The following is a 14,479-nucleotide window of genomic DNA, read 5'->3' as shown; positions in this document are numbered from 1 at the left end:
GAGCCAAAGAAATTATCGGGTCGTCACCGAGCGCCAGTCAGAGGCCTCGATGTAACCGAGAATGGACGGCGCTTGCGGGATTTCGGTGGAAACGAACAGCGAGGCGCCATAACCCAGCGTGTCTGTCGAAACGTTCATGCTTTTTTCCAGTTCGGTCATGCACTCGCTGTGGGTCACCAGGATCAGATTGCGGCCCGGCACCTTATGCGCCAAGGCGTCGCGCAGCATCGTGCCCTTGCAACTGATCAACCAGTCTTCACCGACACCCACCGAGTTGAACATGTAGCCGGCGGTCTGCGCGGTACGCACCATCGGGCTGTTGTAGATATCGGCCTTGGACAGGCCCAGGCGTTCGAAATGAGAGCCAACCGCCACCGCGACGCTGCGGGAGCGATCGGTGATGCCATCGTTGCCACTCAGGCAGGCAGCCTTGGAGTGATCGCAACGCTCGACGTGACGCACCAGCACGATCATGTCGCCCTTGGCCCAACCCGACAGCAACGCCTTGGCACCGGCCACATTGCCATGGGCCAAATCCGGGACAGCGGCGGGCGCCAGCAGCCAGAGCGTCAGTGGAATGACCAACAGCGCCGAGGCGATTACCACCCAGGCATTGCGATAGCGGGCAAAAAAGCTCAGATCAATCGAGCGTTTTATCCCGAACAGACTCAGTCTCAATTCCACAAAAAGCCGCCCCGCCGGCATGTCGCACCTGTCATTAGATGCCGCGAGGGTAGAGAGGCGGGCGTCGCCAGCAGGTGAAACCCATGTGAAAAAAAGCTTAAGACCTGCCACAAGTCTTGTTACAGGTTCTGTCCGACAAAAACCTTTCAGCTCTCGGGATTGCTGCCGATACAGGTCTGCAACACACCTTGCTGGCACCTAAAAACAACAATCTTCCAGCCAACTGACGATAAAGAAACACTACGTTCCTGGAGGAATTGTGATGAATAGCTGGTTCGGTAACATCAGTGTGAACATGAAGCTGGGCCTGGGATTCGGCCTGGTCCTGGCACTGACCTGCATCCTTGCCCTGACCGGCTGGACAAGCCTGGGTGGCTTGATTGACCGCAGCAACTGGATGAGTGATATCACCCAGCTCAACGCCGGCCTGACCAAGCTGCGCGTGGTGCGCCTGCAATACATGCTGACCAACGGCGACGAAACCGCCGCGCAAAACGTACAGACCACCCTCGACAGTTTTGTGACTCAGCAAACCGCTTTGCTGGGCAGCTTCAAAAACCCTGAAAACGTCAAGATGCTCAAAGAGCAGGCCGCGACCATCGCCGCTTACCAGACGTCCCTGAACAAAATGCGCAGCGCCTACCGCACCGGTAACAGCGCCCGCGACGCCATGGGCGCCAACGCCGAAAACGCCAGCACGCTGATCAACACCATCAGCACCCGCGTGCAGGACATGCCCCTGAGCGATCAGCGTTTCGAACAGTTCCAGGCCATCACCCAGGCCAAGGAAGCGTTCATGCTGGCGCGTTACGAAGTGCGTGGCTACACCGCCAGCACCAACGCCGAGACCGAGCAAAAAGCCGTCGGCCAACTGGACGCGGCCATCGCCAGCCTGAAGCCGCTGAACGTGCATTTCGCCGACACCCAGCAAGACGCCCTGCGTCAGTTGGACACCGCGCTGACCAACTACCGCAGCGCCCTGATGGCTTACAAAGCCGCCAACACCGATGCCGTGCAGGCGCGCAAGGAAATGACCGACCAGGGCACCGCCATCGTTGATCTGAGCGACAAGCTGTATCAATTCCAGCTCGATCGTCGTGACGTCGAAAGTGCCCAGGCGCGCACCCTGCAACTGATCAGCACCTTGCTCGCGTTGCTGGTCGGCGTGATCGCTGCCGTAGTCATCACCCGCCAGATCACCGGTCCGTTGCGCGACACCATGACCGTGGTCGACCGTATCGCCAGCGGAGACCTGACCCAAGACGTAAAAGTCACCCGCCGCGACGAACTCGGTGTGTTGCAGCAAGGTATCGGCCGCATGGGCGTGACCCTGCGGGACCTGATCAGCGGCATTCGCGACGGCGTCACCCAGATCGCCAGCGCTGCCGAAGAGTTGTCGGCCGTGACCGAACAGACCAGCGCCGGGGTCAACAGCCAGAAGATCGAAACCGATCAGGTGGCCACCGCGATGCACGAGATGACTGCCACCGTGCAGGAAGTCGCGCGTAACGCCGAAGAAGCCTCCCAGGCTGCCGCCGCCGCTGACGGCGAAGCCCGCGAAGGCGACAAAGTGGTCAACGAAGCCATCGCCCAGATAGAACGCCTGGCCACTGAAGTGGCACGTTCCACCCAAGCCATGAGCGTGCTGCAACAGGAAAGTGACAAGATCGGCAGCGTCATGGATGTGATCAAGGCTGTGGCCGAACAGACCAACCTGCTGGCGCTCAACGCGGCAATCGAAGCGGCCCGTGCCGGTGAAGCCGGTCGTGGTTTTGCGGTCGTTGCTGACGAAGTCCGTGGCCTGGCCCAACGCACGCAGAAATCCACCGAAGAAATCGAAGGCCTGGTGGCCGGTTTGCAGAACGGCACCCAACAAGTGTCGGCGGTGATGAACAACAGCCGCGCCCTGACCGACAGCAGCGTCGCCCTGACCCGCAAGGCTGGCGTCTCCCTGGAAAACATCACCCGCACGGTGTCGAACATCCAGTCGATGAACCAGCAGATCGCCGCTGCCGCCGAAGAGCAAAGCGCCGTGGCTGAAGAAATCAGCCGCAGCATCATCAACGTGCGCGACGTCTCCGAACAGACCGCCGCCGCCAGCGACGAAACCGCAAAATCCAGCGTTGAACTGGCGCGGTTGGGCGGTCAGTTGCAGCAGATGGTCAGCCACTTCCGGGTCTGACACCTCAGACCTGATCGTTCCCACTCCCGTGTGGGAACGATCAACCCGGCACGGTGCTTGTAGGCATGTTCCGAGCCTGACAGGCTACGCTCGAAGCAAATGCCGAGGCGCAACATGACAAAAAGAATGTCTACCAATAAGCGATTTTTTCTAGGGTTGGCCGTGTTGGTGCTTCTTAACGTGGCGGCGCTGACACCAGTTGTGCTCAATCATTTATCAAGCGCCTATGGCCTGAAAATGATCAAAACCAAAGAACCTCTTCTTCTTGAAGGGCCGAACGGCGATGAACATGACTATGTACTGCCCGTCGGAACAACCCTCTATCACGATAAAAGCTACCCCGAAGGGTTTGATCGCTATTTGGTTTATTTGAATCACAAAGGCGTTATCGCCCACGAAGTAGTGCCGATGAAGCCAGAGTACGGTGGAGCGCTTATTGATCCGCTCTGGCTATCAAATATCGATGCCGATACGTTGAAGGACCTGTTCAAACGCTTCCCACTGTCCAAGGAAGACGTCGCTGCCGCGATAAAGGCCAATGAAATCACCAAGGACGATTTGGCAGACATCATCCGCTCGATGCCGGAGTGATACAGCCATCGCGAGCAGGCTCGCTCCCACAGTGGAGGGTGGGCGTGCATAAAATCTGTGGTCGACATCGCCTCCCTTGTGGGAGCGAGCCTGCTCGCGAAGGCTATCTAACGAACAACCGAGCGCATCGGTTGTATTCCACTCTCAAGCACTGATCGCATTGGTAAACACCAGGCGATTGCCAAACGGATCGGTCACGGTCATGTCCTGACTTCCCCAGGGCATGGCCTGGATCTGGGGTTTGGCAAACATGTATTCCTTGGCGATCAATTGCTGCTGGAACGCTTCCAGTTCATCGGTCTCGATGCGCAGTGCCGAGCCCGGTGTGGCGTCGCCGTGGTGTTCGGACAGGTGCAGCACGCATTCGCCCCGGGAGACTTGCAGGTAAAGCGGGAAGTTGGCTTCGAAGCGGTGCTGCCAGTCGATCTTGAACCCCAGGAAGTCGACGTAGAACGCCACTGCCTTGGCTTCATCGAAGATCCGCAGGATCGGAGTGGTTTTGCCGAAGCTCATGGGGGTGCTCCCTGGTTGGAATAGCCCAGTGTAGCTGGGCTGGATGTCAGCGCTTCGGCTTGGTGATGGCTTTCTTTAATTGCACAACGCCATCAGTGTGACGCACCACTCGAAATGCTTACTGAAAGCCATCCCGCAAATCCCCATCCCGCGCCAGAAACCGCCCTTCCCTGCGCCCGTTCGCCTGGCCATCCACATAACTCAACGCACCGTTGACCCACACCCCGTCAATCCCTTCCGCCGCCCGTTGCGGGTCATGGAAATCCGCCACGTCGCGAATGGTCAGCGGATCAAATAACACCAGGTCCGCCCAATAGCCTTCACGAATTTCACCCCGCTCCTTCAGGCCAAAACGCGCCGCCGACAACCCGGTCATCTTGTGCACGGCGGTGTGCAGCGGAAACAACCCCACATCACGGCTGAAATGTCCGAGCACCCGTGGGAACGCGCCCCACAAGCGTGGATGCGGAAACGGGTCTTCCGGCAGACCGTCGGAACCGACCATCGACAACGGATGCGCAAGGATCCGCCGCACATCCGCCTCGTTCATGCCGTAATACACCGCGCCCGCCGGTTGCAGGCGTCGCGCGGCATCGAGCAGCGGCATGCCCCATTCGTTGGCGATGTCGATCAGATCGCGGCCACTTATCTCCGGATGCGGCGTCGACCAGGTGATGGTGATGCGATGGGCATCGGTGACTTGCTTGAGGTCCAGGGTCGAGGAACTCGCAGCGTAGGGATAACAATCGCAGCCCACCGGGTGGGTTTTCGCCGCGTGCTCAAGGGACGCCAACAACTCTGGACTGCGGCCCCAATTGCCGACGCCGGCACACTTGAGGTGAGAAACGATCACCGGGGCTTTCGCGTGACGGCCAATCTGGAACGCTTCGTCCATGGCCTCCAGCACCGGTTCGAACTCACTGCGCAAATGGGTGGTGTAGACCGCGCCGAAAGCCGTCAGCTCTTCGGTCAGTTGCATGACTTCATCGGTCGACGCCGAGAACGCGCTCGCGTACGCCAGGCCTGTGGATAATCCCAACGCACCGGCCTCAAGGCTTTCACGCAGCTGCTCGCGCATGGCGCTGATTTCATCGGCAGTGGCCGTGCGAAACAGATCGTCGAGGTGATTGCTGCGCAGCGCCGTGTGGCCGACCAGCGCCGCCACGTTGAGCGTGGTATTCGCCGCTTCGACCGCCGCGCGGTAGTCGCGGAACGTCGGATAAACGAACGCCGCACGCGTGCCGAGCAGGTTCATCGGGTCCGGCGGATCGCCGCGCAAACTGACCGGCGAGGCGCTGATCCCGCAGTTGCCGACGATCACCGTGGTCACGCCCTGGCTGAGCTTGGGCAACATCTGCGGATGGCGGATCACCACCGTGTCGTCGTGGGTGTGCACGTCAACAAAACCCGGTGCCAACACCCGGCCGGCGGCGTCGATTTCTGCTGTGGCGCGGGCGTCGTGCAAGTCGCCGATGCGCGCAATGCGGCCATCCAATATCGCCAAATCAGCGGGATAGCCGGGGCGGTTGCTGCCGTCAATGATGAGGGCATTGCGGATCAGCGTGTCGTACAACATCTCAGTCTCCTGGGTCAGCTCCTGCCTTTGATCAAATGGTGATCGAAGCCTTGCTCCACCAGATAACGCCAGGCGATCTGGACGTCTTCGGGAATCACCTGCTCGGCCTGAAAGCCCAACGAAGGGTAAACCATGATGCGGTGCACATCACCGACCATTTCGTCGATCAACCCCAGGACGCCGATCAGGTTGCTGACCTCGCCGGGGAAACCGAAAGACGGCGCATCCACGCAAGCCTCGAGCCCCGGCCACTGAATGGGCAGGGTCAGGGCCACGCGGCGGATCGAGTTCGGTTTGGTCAGGAAGGTCGCGCGGCGCACGTGCGGAAACAGTGCCTTGGCAAACGCGATGTTCTCGGCGAAGTTGGTGGCGCGAGGCTCCAGGGTGAATTGATCCGCCGTCACACCCAGCGCCAGGGCCCGTTGCGCAAAAATGTCGGCTTCGGTTCTTTCCCACAAATGCTTCGTCCAGTTTCCGGTATTGCCGGTAAACAAAAGATGCGGGGCGACGCCGTTTTTCAGCAGCTCGCAGGCGTAATCGCAGACCCGCAGATCGTACGATCCACAGACCACGATCAGCTCGCAATCCCGATGTTGGCGCCCCGCGCCGAGGAAGTCCCAGAGGACCGTGGCGTGTTGCAACGTGAGCGTCATGAGTGAGCAAACCTGCGGGCACCCGGCCCGCTGATAAACAAACCGCCGTCAGCATAGGCGTGTTTTCCCAGCTCGGTCATCGAGACCGGAAGCACCGTGAAATCCGCGTGCAACTGTGTTGCGCCGTGAGCGGGCAACGATTGATCGTCGCCGATGCCGATGCACAGCGCACCGCTGCTGACAGCCGAGCGTACGCCGCTGACAGAGTCTTCGAACACCAGACATTCATCGCTCTGACGCTCCAACTGCGCCGCCGCCAAGCGGTAGGCGTCGGGCGCCGGTTTGCCACGACGCACATCATCCCGACAGATGATGCTGTCGAAAGCCGAAGTCAGGCCGTGTTGCTGCAAGACGTTGTCGACACGCTCTCGCCAACTGCTGGTGACCAGCGCCATGGGCACCGCGCACGCCTTCAACCGGGCGATAAACGTAGCGACACCCGGCACCAGATCACAGGTCGAAACCTGCTCGATGGCATCGACTTCCTTTTTGATCATCAGGCGTTTCTGCTCGTCAAACTGGCCGAACAGGGCCTGCAAGGTATGGCCGCCCGGGCGACCGTGAATATGATCGTTGATAAACGCCTGATCGACGGCCACACCGTGGTGCCGCGCGACGGTGGTCCAGGCGAATTCAATGACCTCGCGGGACTGGATAAGTACGCCATCCATATCAAAGCAGACGGCTGTAAACGTTCGTTGTGTCATGAGTTGAACTTCGCATCCTCTGATGAGCAATAAACGCCAGCACCGTGCCGATCAAGGCAAACAGCGCCATCACGTAGTAGGACCACTGCGGCTGCGTTTCATACAAATAGCCGGCAAAAGGCGTGGCCAGGCCCATGGGCAGCGCAACGGCCAGGGAGTAATAAACGCCCTGGGTAAAGACCTGGATATCTTGCGGCGCATGGTCGCGAATGAACCGCATGATCGCCGAGTGATAGGCGGCAAAACTCAACGCATGCAGGCACTGCCCCAACAGGATTACCGACATCGCATCACTGTTGGAAAACAACGCCCAACGCAGCGCCGCACACACGCTGGAAAAGATCACGATGGACAACGGCGAGCAATACGCCAGGACCTTATTGGAGAGCGCGAAATAGGTAATTTCGGCAATCACCGCCACCGACCAAAACGCCCCGATAGACGCTGAAGAGTAGCCCTTCACGCCCCAGCCGATAGATGCGGTGGAAAAATACAGGGTATGGCTTAGTTGAATAAAACTCGCCGCCGCAATCGCGATCAACAGACTTTTTTGCGCGAACAGCGCTTTCCAGTCCGGACGTTTAATCGTGCGGCTGAGCGGTTGCAGATGCGCTTTGGAGACTTGGCGCTTCAATCGCAAACAGGCCAGCGCGGTGAACAACATGCTCGCCGCAATCACGATTGGCACCCAGGATTGGCTGAATTGCGCAAACAACAAACCGCCGAGGGTCGAGGTCAGGATAAACGCCGAAGAGCCCACCGCACGGACCCAGCCATAGTTCTGCAGCGCTTGCTTGTCACGCTTGAGCAGGTAGGACTCGGACAAGGGCAACACCACCATCCACAGCCCGCCAAACAGAACGCTCAGGCACACAAAGACCCACAGGTGCGCCGGCATAAAATAAAACAGCAACGTACAGAACGCCGCCGAGAACCCAAGAAAAGCCGCGAGACGCAGTTGGTCCACGCGCCAATCGGCCACGTAAGTAATGAACACCCCGGTGAACACCTGGGGCCAATAAGCCGCCGCAATCAACAGCCCTATCTGGCTGGCGCTGAAACCCAGCGAGTCCAGCCACGTCGGCCAGAACGGATAGATGATCCCTTCTGCCGCAAAGAACCCGAAAAAGATTAAATACATTCGTTAACCATACGCTCGAAGCTCCCTATCAGGGCTCCAAAGGAGCCCTGAAAATATCCATGCATTACTCGAAGCGTTGCTGGGTGAAACTGTTTTTGCCTTTGCGCCAGACGATCAGCGATTCACTCATCACCACCAGATCGACCATCCCTTCTTTCAACGCATCCAATGCATCTTGGGAAGAACACACGATCGGCTCTTCATGGCGGTTGAACGAGGTGTTGATCAACGCCGCCTGACCGGTCTTGTCGTACCAGGCATTCAACAAACGGTGCATAAACGCGTCGCCTTGCGGGCGGATAATCTGCGGCCGCGCCGTGCCATCGATGTGCACCACCGCCGGGCTCGCCTCGCGAAACTGCGGATGACAATCGTAGGTCATGGTCATGGTGTCCGCCGCCACTTGATCCTCTTCCCAACCCACGTAACACGCAGGCGCCTGCTCAATGGCCGTGACCGGGCCGAACGGCATGAACTCGGTGCGGTGCATGCGCTTGTTGAGCCAATCGTTCACCTCGGCATCCTGGGCGTGATAGACGATGCTGCGGTTGCACAGCGAACGCGGGCCGAATTCCATCTTGCCCTTGAACATGCCCAGTACCTGATTCTCTGCCAGTGCATCGGTCAGGACCTCGATGATGTTTGAGGGCGTGTAGTAACCGAGTTCAGGGTAGTCGCGAATGATCAGGTTGATGTTCTGCGAAACGCTGCGCGACTCCGGCCCGAGGGTCATCGCCGGGTTCTTGAAGCGGGTGCCGTTTTGCAGATAGGCCGCGCCAACCGCAGCGGCCAGCGCCAGGCCGCCATCGCCCATGCAGGGCAGCACATAGACGTTTTTCACCCCCGGAATTTCCCGCAGGCGCTGATTGAGTTTCACGTTGCCGAACACGCCACCGGCCAGGCACAGGTTGGTGCTGCCCCGATGGGCCAGGTGATGCGTGACGGTCGCCACCAGCAGGTCTTCGGTATGGCGTTGTACCGCTGCGGCGATGTCTTCCGGGGTTTCCCGGGCGAACAGGGTTTCCAGCGGTTCGCTGTAGTGGTTGTAGGACGGCAGGAACAGATCGCCGCAGCACGCCTTGATGCGCCCGTCCTCAAAACGGATCATCTGCTGCATCACCCCCAGCAGTTTTTGCGGATCGCCAAACGCCGCCAGGCCTGTGACTTTGCCTTCATGCCGGTTGGGTTTGTAACCCAGCAAGTGGGTAATCCGGCCGTAGAAATACCCCAGGCTGTCGATGCTGGTTTCACGCTGCAACACAGTGGTTTCGGTTGGGCTGTACCAGGTCACGGTCAGGGACTGGAAATCGCCGCGCCCGTCGCACGTCAGGGTCAACGCTTCGTCAAACGGTGAACAGACATAAGCGCCGAGGGCATGGCATTCATGGTGATCAATGTAATACGCCTTGCCGGTCAAACCATTGGCGGCAATGTATTCGTCAAACTCGGCGCGTTTCTCTTTATCGTTGCTTACTTCATCGGTTACACGCTGACGAAACTGCGCAAGCCCTTGGGGATTGTTTCTGACCTCTTCAACGATGCGATCGAAATACAACTCCAGGTGTTTATCCGCATTGAAACCGGCATTCCATCCATAGGCCACATAATCGACATCTTCCAGTGATACGCCCGCTTGACCCAATACAAACTCAATCGACTTTGCAGGCCAGATCTTATGATCTTTTATGCGGGCAAAACGCTCTTCACTGACCGCCGAAAGAATCTGACCATCACGTACCAGGCAGGCACCCGACAAATCATTGTTAGTAATGCCTAAAATGATCATAACTACTCCTTGTTCTTGCCAATTCCAATGATGACTGTGCCCGCACTCGATGAGCACGGCGCTCTAGCCTGGGTTTATGGACGGATTAACGGCATCAAGGGCCGAACGTCATAACGATTGAAGAGACGAAGTCATTTGATTCGCCCGGGATATGCCTTTACGAGAAGACATCAAGAAAGTGTGGTGCCATCGCAAAGTCCTTTTGCAAAAAAAGTCCACGGACATTGACCTGTTTATCCGGCTGTATGCCTGAGTAACAAGTTGGCTGTGTTTGTCCGGGTGAAAGACTAGTAGGAAATTTCCGAACAGCCTCATACACCTGCCACTAAAAATTAAATATCGCCTTATGTAGAAATTAAATAACTCTTTAACCTCCCCTGTTTACGGGGACTTGAACGACATGAAAAATATCATTTCATCCGGCACAAAAAAGCCCGCCGAGGAACATATTGCTCATCGGCGGGCTAATTTGTTCTGAAACTTGTAAAAGAATCAGCGGGTGTTTACATCACACCATTTCGTGCAAGATCCACTCGGTCACCGAAGTACGTTTCGGCGCCCAGCCCAGCAGTTCACGGGCATGTTTGCCGCGCACCCGGCTGTTGGAACCCAAGCCATAGTTGGCCATTTCATAACCCCACTCGGCTTCGGCGTCTTTCAGCGGCCAGTCTTGCGGCTCGCCGAGGTCCAGGGCTTTCGCCATGGCGGTGGTCATCTCGATAAACGACGATTCACCGCTTTCAACGAAGTAGAACGTGCCCGGGATGTTTTTGGTCAGTGCCAGCAAGTACAGGGCGACGACGTCTTCGATGTGCACGTTGGACCAGATGTTCTGGCCGGTGCCGACGTGACGGACCACACCGCTTTTGCGCGCCTGTTTCAGCAGACGCGGCAACTGCACGCTGTCGCGTTTGACGCCGAGGCTGTTGCCGTAGATCAGGGTGTTGCAGATGACGGCCGAATTCACACCGTCCTTCGCTGCCGCGAGGATCAGGTTGTCGATGGCCACACGGGCAGCCTTGTCGACGGTGGGTTCCGGCAGGTTGTCTTCGTAGTAGATGACGTCGCTGGATTTACCACTCGATGCGTCACCGACGATGCTCGAACCGCTGGTGTGCAGGAACACTTTGTTGGAGCCGCGAAGCGCATTGAGCAAAGCTTCTACTGCGGCGCGATGGTCGCTGCTGGCGGCGTTGATCACGGCGTCGGCGGCGCGGGCCTGGTCGGCCAGCAGTGCGCTGTCATCGAGGGTGCCGATCACTGGGGTGATGCCCAGCGCGGTCAGTTCATTGGCTTGTTCGGCGCTGCGCACCAGACCGGTGACGTTATGGCCGGCCTGGACCAGGCCCGTGGCGATCGAGCCGCCGATAAAACCGGCAGCGCCGGTAACGAATACGTTCATGGAGAAACTCCCTGCGTTAATAAGTGATGCAACGAGTATCAACGACCGATCCGTGTCGAAAAATCCCCGGTGGCCCAATTCACTCTTGCGCAGGGATCACGAATCAGCCTTTGAAATCCGAGTTCGCGTATACCGCCAATTTGCCCTGGATGAAATCCAGGAAGCACTGGATGCGCAGGGCCAACTGCGAGTTGCGGTAGTACACGGCGTTGATCGGTTGGCGATAACCACTGTTGAAGTCCGCCAGCACAGCCTTGAGGCGCCCGGCGCGCAGGTCATCATTGGTCATGAAATCCGACAGGCACGCGATGCCTTGGCCTGCCAGCGCCAAGTGCCGCACGGTCTCACCGCTGGAGGCGTTGATCGCCGCGTTGATCGGCCAGCGATCGCCGTGCACATGCCGCAGCGGCCATTGGTTGAGGCCTTCGTTCTGGGTGAAGCCGATCAGTGTGTGATCGTTGAGATCGGCCACGGCGGCGGGTGTGCCGTGTTGCTCCAGATAAGCCGGGCTGGCGACGATGTGCAGCGGACTGCAACCCAGGGAGCGCGCGTGCAAGGTCGAATCCGCGAGCGTGCCAATGCGGATGGCGATGTCGGTGCTTTGTTCCAGCAGGTCAATGATCAGGTCGTTGCTGTTGAGTTCGAGCTGGATGTCCGGGTAGAGACCGCGGAACTCATCGATGTACGGCACGATGGCGTGCAGCATGAACGGCGACGCCGCGTTGATCCGCAGGCGTCCGGACGGGGTTTGCTGACGGGAGTTGAGGCGCTCTTCGAGCTCCTCCATCTGATCGAGAATCCGCTTGGCGTGTTCGAAGAAATACTTGCCCTCTTCGGTCAGGTCCATGCGTCGTGTGGTGCGGTTGATCAGCGTGGTGTCGAGCTTGGCTTCCAGGCGCGACAACGTGCGGCTGACCGCCGACGGCGTCTGCCCGACCTGCTCGGCCGCAGCAGAAATCGACCCGCATTCAATCACGCAGACGAAAATCTGCAACTCATCGGATCTGGCTTTCACTGAATTCCTCTTATCGAATATTGCTGCGGCAAGTCCCTTGGAATGAGGGGCTTACTGTGGCGAGGGGGCTTGCCCCCGTTCGGCTGCGCAGCAGTCGCGAAACCTGTGCATGCGGTATATCAAGCAACATTGCGGTGCTGGTTTAGGGCCGCTTCGCAGCCCAACGGGGGCAAGCCCCCTCGCCACAAAAGCTACCTCGCCACAGACTCCAACTTTCGATAGTAGCTGACTGTCAGACCTTGAGGCCAAACACCTCAGTCAAATGCTGCTCGTACCGCTTCACATCGCCTTCGATGTCCGGGCGCTTCATCACGTCCACGCACAGGAAGGTCGGCAAACCGGTCATGCCGAGGAAGGTGTTGGCCTTGTGGAACGGGAAGTACACCGCGTCCACGCCTTTGGCTTCGAAGAAGTCGGTCGGGTCGTCGAAGGCTTGCTGCGGGGCGTTCCAGGTCAGGGACAACATGTATTGCTTGCCCTGCAACAAACCGCCGCTGCCGTACTTTTGCGACGCATCGGAACGGGTGCGGCCATCGCTGGCGTAGAGGCTGCCGTGGCCTTCGGTAAAGACTTCGTCGATGTACTTCTTCACGGTCCACGGCGCGCCCATCCACCAGCCCGGCATCTGGTAAATGATCACGTCGGCCCACACGAACTTGGCGACTTCTTCCGCGAGGTCATAGCCCTCGTCGATGAATGTGGTCTTCACGTCCAGGCCACCGCGATCCAGCACGCTGAGTGCGGTGTCGTGCAGGGTGGTGTTATAGCGGCCATCAGAGTGGGCAAACTTTTTGCCGCCATTGAGCAACAGGACTTTTTTCATGGGAGGTCTCGGAAGGTTGGAATTCGATGGCGGCAGAGTAGCGATCCGCCTCGCGCGGAATAAGCGCTGAATTCACAAAATTCATTTGACCAATACGCACGAATCGATAGGCGATTGTTGCCATAGACTTGCGCCGATTCTTAACTTCGATGGAGATTTCGATGAGTGAAGTGCAAGGTTTCATCCTGATGGCCAAGACCCGACCGGAAAAAGCCGAGGCTTTCGAAGCGTTCTTTCGCGCCTATGTCGAGCCAAGCCGCGCCGAACCCGGTTGCATCGAGTACCACATGCTGCGCGACAAGCAGGACCCGACGCTGTTTATCTTTTATGAGATCTGGGCGTCCCAGGCGGATCTGGACGTGCACTCGAACCTGCCGCACATGAAGCTGTTCCGCGATCAGCGCATGGACTATCTGGAGCGGGATTTCGACATCCGCGCCATCGACATGCTCAGCCCGTCGTCGGCTAGCCGCTGATCAGCAAGTGGCCGCCGAGCACGCCGAGGCCAATGAAGAACACGCGCTTGAACAGTACGGCGCTGATCCGCTGACGCAACCATTGCCCGAGCAACATGCCGAGCACCGCCGGGATCAGCGCCAGCAGCGAAGCACTCAGCTCGCCACCGCCTAGGGCACCGCGCCAGAACAGGCCGGCGGCGAGCGCCAGGGTCGAAACAGTGAACGAAAGGCCCAGCGCCTGCACCAGTTCATCCTTGTTCAAACCCAGCGCTTGCAGGTACGGCACCGCCGGAATCACGAACACACCGGTGGCCGAGGTGATCACGCCCGTCAGCACGCCGCACACCGGTCCGAGCCAACGCTCAGAGCGACTGCCCACCCGCAAGGTCGGCAGAAACAGACCGCTCAAGGCGTACAGCAACAACGCCGCGCCCAATCCCCGCACCACCCAATGACCGCCGGCCATGCCGATCCACAGCGTGCCAGCACCGGTGCCGAGGAAAATCGCCAGCAGCATGGGCCACAGGCGTTTGATCAGCCCTTGCAAGTGGCCACCGAACGCCAGTTGCCAGACGTTGGTCAGGGTTGCCGGGATGATCAACAGGGCGGCAGCCTGCGACGGCACCATAGCCAGACAGAGCAGGCCCATCGCGATGGTTGGCAGGCCGAGACCGATTACGCCCTTGATCATGCCGGCCAGGAGGAATGTGGCGATGACCAGTATCGACAAGGCCAGGCCAAGGTTTTGGTAGAAAGCGGCGAGAGTATTCATGGGGCTATCCTGCGCCCGGGCGGTGGGGTTGGAAATCTGCCATATACTGAGGGTGCCTCTTGTTTTGCGATAGGCTAAAGACTTCGTCGTGGCTGATGACGCCTTCGCGGGCGAGCCTCGCTCCTACAGGGAATGCCGCAGATCCAACGGAATGCCGCAAATCCAATGTAGGAGCG

General features: G+C 58.7%; 14 protein-coding genes. 3 read left to right on the top strand and 11 right to left on the bottom strand.

What is annotated here, in order from left to right; genetic code table 11:
- Window positions 1–12 precede the first annotated feature (12 nt).
- Window positions 13–684, bottom strand: coding sequence for a histidine phosphatase family protein (locus ACIOYV_RS31330; RefSeq protein WP_401330084.1), 672 nt, complete (start codon window positions 682–684; stop codon window positions 13–15).
- Window positions 685–946: 262 nt separating this feature from the next.
- Between ACIOYV_RS31330 and ACIOYV_RS31325 the strand changes: the two genes are divergently transcribed.
- Together ACIOYV_RS31325 and ACIOYV_RS31320 are read left to right on the top strand one after the other, a co-directional pair.
- Window positions 947–2,866, top strand: coding sequence for a methyl-accepting chemotaxis protein (locus ACIOYV_RS31325; RefSeq protein ID WP_401330081.1), 1,920 nt, complete (start codon window positions 947–949; stop codon window positions 2,864–2,866).
- A gap of 126 nt (window positions 2,867–2,992) precedes the next feature.
- Window positions 2,993–3,457 carry a hypothetical protein gene (locus tag ACIOYV_RS31320; protein ID WP_401330078.1) on the top strand — a complete coding sequence of 155 codons (465 nt, stop codon included), beginning with the start codon at window positions 2,993–2,995 and terminating at the stop codon, window positions 3,455–3,457.
- Window positions 3,458–3,601: 144 nt separating this feature from the next.
- Here the strand turns inward: ACIOYV_RS31320 and ACIOYV_RS31315 are convergent, their stop codons facing one another.
- From ACIOYV_RS31315 to ACIOYV_RS31275, 9 genes are all read right to left on the bottom strand, one after another.
- On the bottom strand, window positions 3,602–3,970 hold the full coding sequence (locus ACIOYV_RS31315) for a glyoxalase superfamily protein (RefSeq protein ID WP_401330075.1): 369 nt from the start codon (window positions 3,968–3,970) through the stop codon (window positions 3,602–3,604).
- A 118-nt stretch (window positions 3,971–4,088) separates the two neighbouring features.
- Complete coding sequence (locus tag ACIOYV_RS31310; protein WP_401330072.1) at window positions 4,089–5,546, bottom strand: amidohydrolase family protein; 1,458 nt, start codon at window positions 5,544–5,546, stop codon at window positions 4,089–4,091.
- A gap of 14 nt (window positions 5,547–5,560) precedes the next feature.
- A complete protein-coding gene (locus ACIOYV_RS31305; protein ID WP_401330069.1) occupies window positions 5,561–6,199 on the bottom strand; it encodes a YdcF family protein in 639 nt (212 codons plus the stop codon).
- Window positions 6,196–6,870 carry an HAD family hydrolase gene (locus ACIOYV_RS31300; protein WP_401330067.1) on the bottom strand — a complete coding sequence of 225 codons (675 nt, stop codon included), beginning with the start codon at window positions 6,868–6,870 and terminating at the stop codon, window positions 6,196–6,198. The genes ACIOYV_RS31305 and ACIOYV_RS31300 overlap by 4 nt, the downstream gene beginning before the upstream one ends.
- Before the next feature lies 1 nt (window position 6,871).
- On the bottom strand, window positions 6,872–8,047 hold the full coding sequence (locus ACIOYV_RS31295) for an MFS transporter (RefSeq protein WP_401330064.1): 1,176 nt from the start codon (window positions 8,045–8,047) through the stop codon (window positions 6,872–6,874).
- A 64-nt stretch (window positions 8,048–8,111) separates the two neighbouring features.
- Window positions 8,112–9,833, bottom strand: coding sequence for a carbamoyltransferase (locus ACIOYV_RS31290; RefSeq protein ID WP_401330062.1), 1,722 nt, complete (start codon window positions 9,831–9,833; stop codon window positions 8,112–8,114).
- Between the two features lie 508 nt (window positions 9,834–10,341).
- Window positions 10,342–11,235, bottom strand: a complete 894-nt coding sequence (locus tag ACIOYV_RS31285; protein ID WP_401330060.1) for an NAD-dependent epimerase/dehydratase family protein — start codon at window positions 11,233–11,235, stop codon at window positions 10,342–10,344.
- A gap of 103 nt (window positions 11,236–11,338) precedes the next feature.
- Window positions 11,339–12,250: a LysR substrate-binding domain-containing protein gene (locus ACIOYV_RS31280; protein ID WP_401330057.1), complete on the bottom strand. Its 912-nt coding sequence runs from the start codon at window positions 12,248–12,250 to the stop codon at window positions 11,339–11,341.
- 232 nt (window positions 12,251–12,482) lie between these two features.
- Complete coding sequence (locus ACIOYV_RS31275) at window positions 12,483–13,073, bottom strand: NAD(P)H-dependent oxidoreductase (RefSeq protein WP_401330054.1); 591 nt, start codon at window positions 13,071–13,073, stop codon at window positions 12,483–12,485.
- A gap of 161 nt (window positions 13,074–13,234) precedes the next feature.
- On the opposite strand from ACIOYV_RS31275, the gene ACIOYV_RS31270 reads away from it, so the two are divergent.
- The gene (locus tag ACIOYV_RS31270; RefSeq protein WP_054050153.1) at window positions 13,235–13,549 is read left to right on the top strand and encodes a putative quinol monooxygenase; all 315 of its coding nucleotides are present in this window, start codon (window positions 13,235–13,237) and stop codon (window positions 13,547–13,549) included.
- Here ACIOYV_RS31270 and ACIOYV_RS31265 read toward each other — a convergent pair.
- Window positions 13,539–14,303 (bottom strand): sulfite exporter TauE/SafE family protein, encoded by a 765-nt coding sequence (locus ACIOYV_RS31265; protein ID WP_401330050.1) that lies wholly within the window; start codon window positions 14,301–14,303, stop codon window positions 13,539–13,541. The genes ACIOYV_RS31270 and ACIOYV_RS31265 overlap by 11 nt on opposite strands.
- Window positions 14,304–14,479 lie beyond the last annotated feature (176 nt).

Origin of the sequence: Pseudomonas sp. NPDC087342, assembly GCF_044744265.1 — a bacterium.
Lineage (GTDB): Bacteria > Pseudomonadota > Gammaproteobacteria > Pseudomonadales > Pseudomonadaceae > Aquipseudomonas > Aquipseudomonas nunensis.
The sequence above is the reverse complement of the archived record's forward strand: the minus strand, read 5'-3'. Positions and strand labels throughout refer to the sequence as shown.

What these genes read in the sequence shown, in the direction of transcription:
- ACIOYV_RS31275 (WP_401330054.1), bottom strand. Translation starts at nt 13,073, where the DNA reads ATGAAAAAAGTCCTGTTGCTCAATGGCGGCAAAAAGTTTGCCCACTCT.
- ACIOYV_RS31285 (WP_401330060.1), bottom strand. Translation starts at nt 11,235, where the DNA reads ATGAACGTATTCGTTACCGGCGCTGCCGGTTTTATCGGCGGCTCGATC.
- ACIOYV_RS31265 (WP_401330050.1), bottom strand. Translation starts at nt 14,303, where the DNA reads ATGAATACTCTCGCCGCTTTCTACCAAAACCTTGGCCTGGCCTTGTCG.
- ACIOYV_RS31325 (WP_401330081.1), top strand. Translation starts at nt 947, where the DNA reads ATGAATAGCTGGTTCGGTAACATCAGTGTGAACATGAAGCTGGGCCTG.
- ACIOYV_RS31315 (WP_401330075.1), bottom strand. Translation starts at nt 3,970, where the DNA reads ATGAGCTTCGGCAAAACCACTCCGATCCTGCGGATCTTCGATGAAGCC.
- ACIOYV_RS31290 (WP_401330062.1), bottom strand. Translation starts at nt 9,833, where the DNA reads ATGATCATTTTAGGCATTACTAACAATGATTTGTCGGGTGCCTGCCTG.
- ACIOYV_RS31300 (WP_401330067.1), bottom strand. Translation starts at nt 6,870, where the DNA reads ATGGATGGCGTACTTATCCAGTCCCGCGAGGTCATTGAATTCGCCTGG.
- ACIOYV_RS31310 (WP_401330072.1), bottom strand. Translation starts at nt 5,546, where the DNA reads ATGTTGTACGACACGCTGATCCGCAATGCCCTCATCATTGACGGCAGC.
- ACIOYV_RS31295 (WP_401330064.1), bottom strand. Translation starts at nt 8,047, where the DNA reads ATGTATTTAATCTTTTTCGGGTTCTTTGCGGCAGAAGGGATCATCTAT.
- ACIOYV_RS31305 (WP_401330069.1), bottom strand. Translation starts at nt 6,199, where the DNA reads ATGACGCTCACGTTGCAACACGCCACGGTCCTCTGGGACTTCCTCGGC.
- ACIOYV_RS31270 (WP_054050153.1), top strand. Translation starts at nt 13,235, where the DNA reads ATGAGTGAAGTGCAAGGTTTCATCCTGATGGCCAAGACCCGACCGGAA.
- ACIOYV_RS31320 (WP_401330078.1), top strand. Translation starts at nt 2,993, where the DNA reads ATGTCTACCAATAAGCGATTTTTTCTAGGGTTGGCCGTGTTGGTGCTT.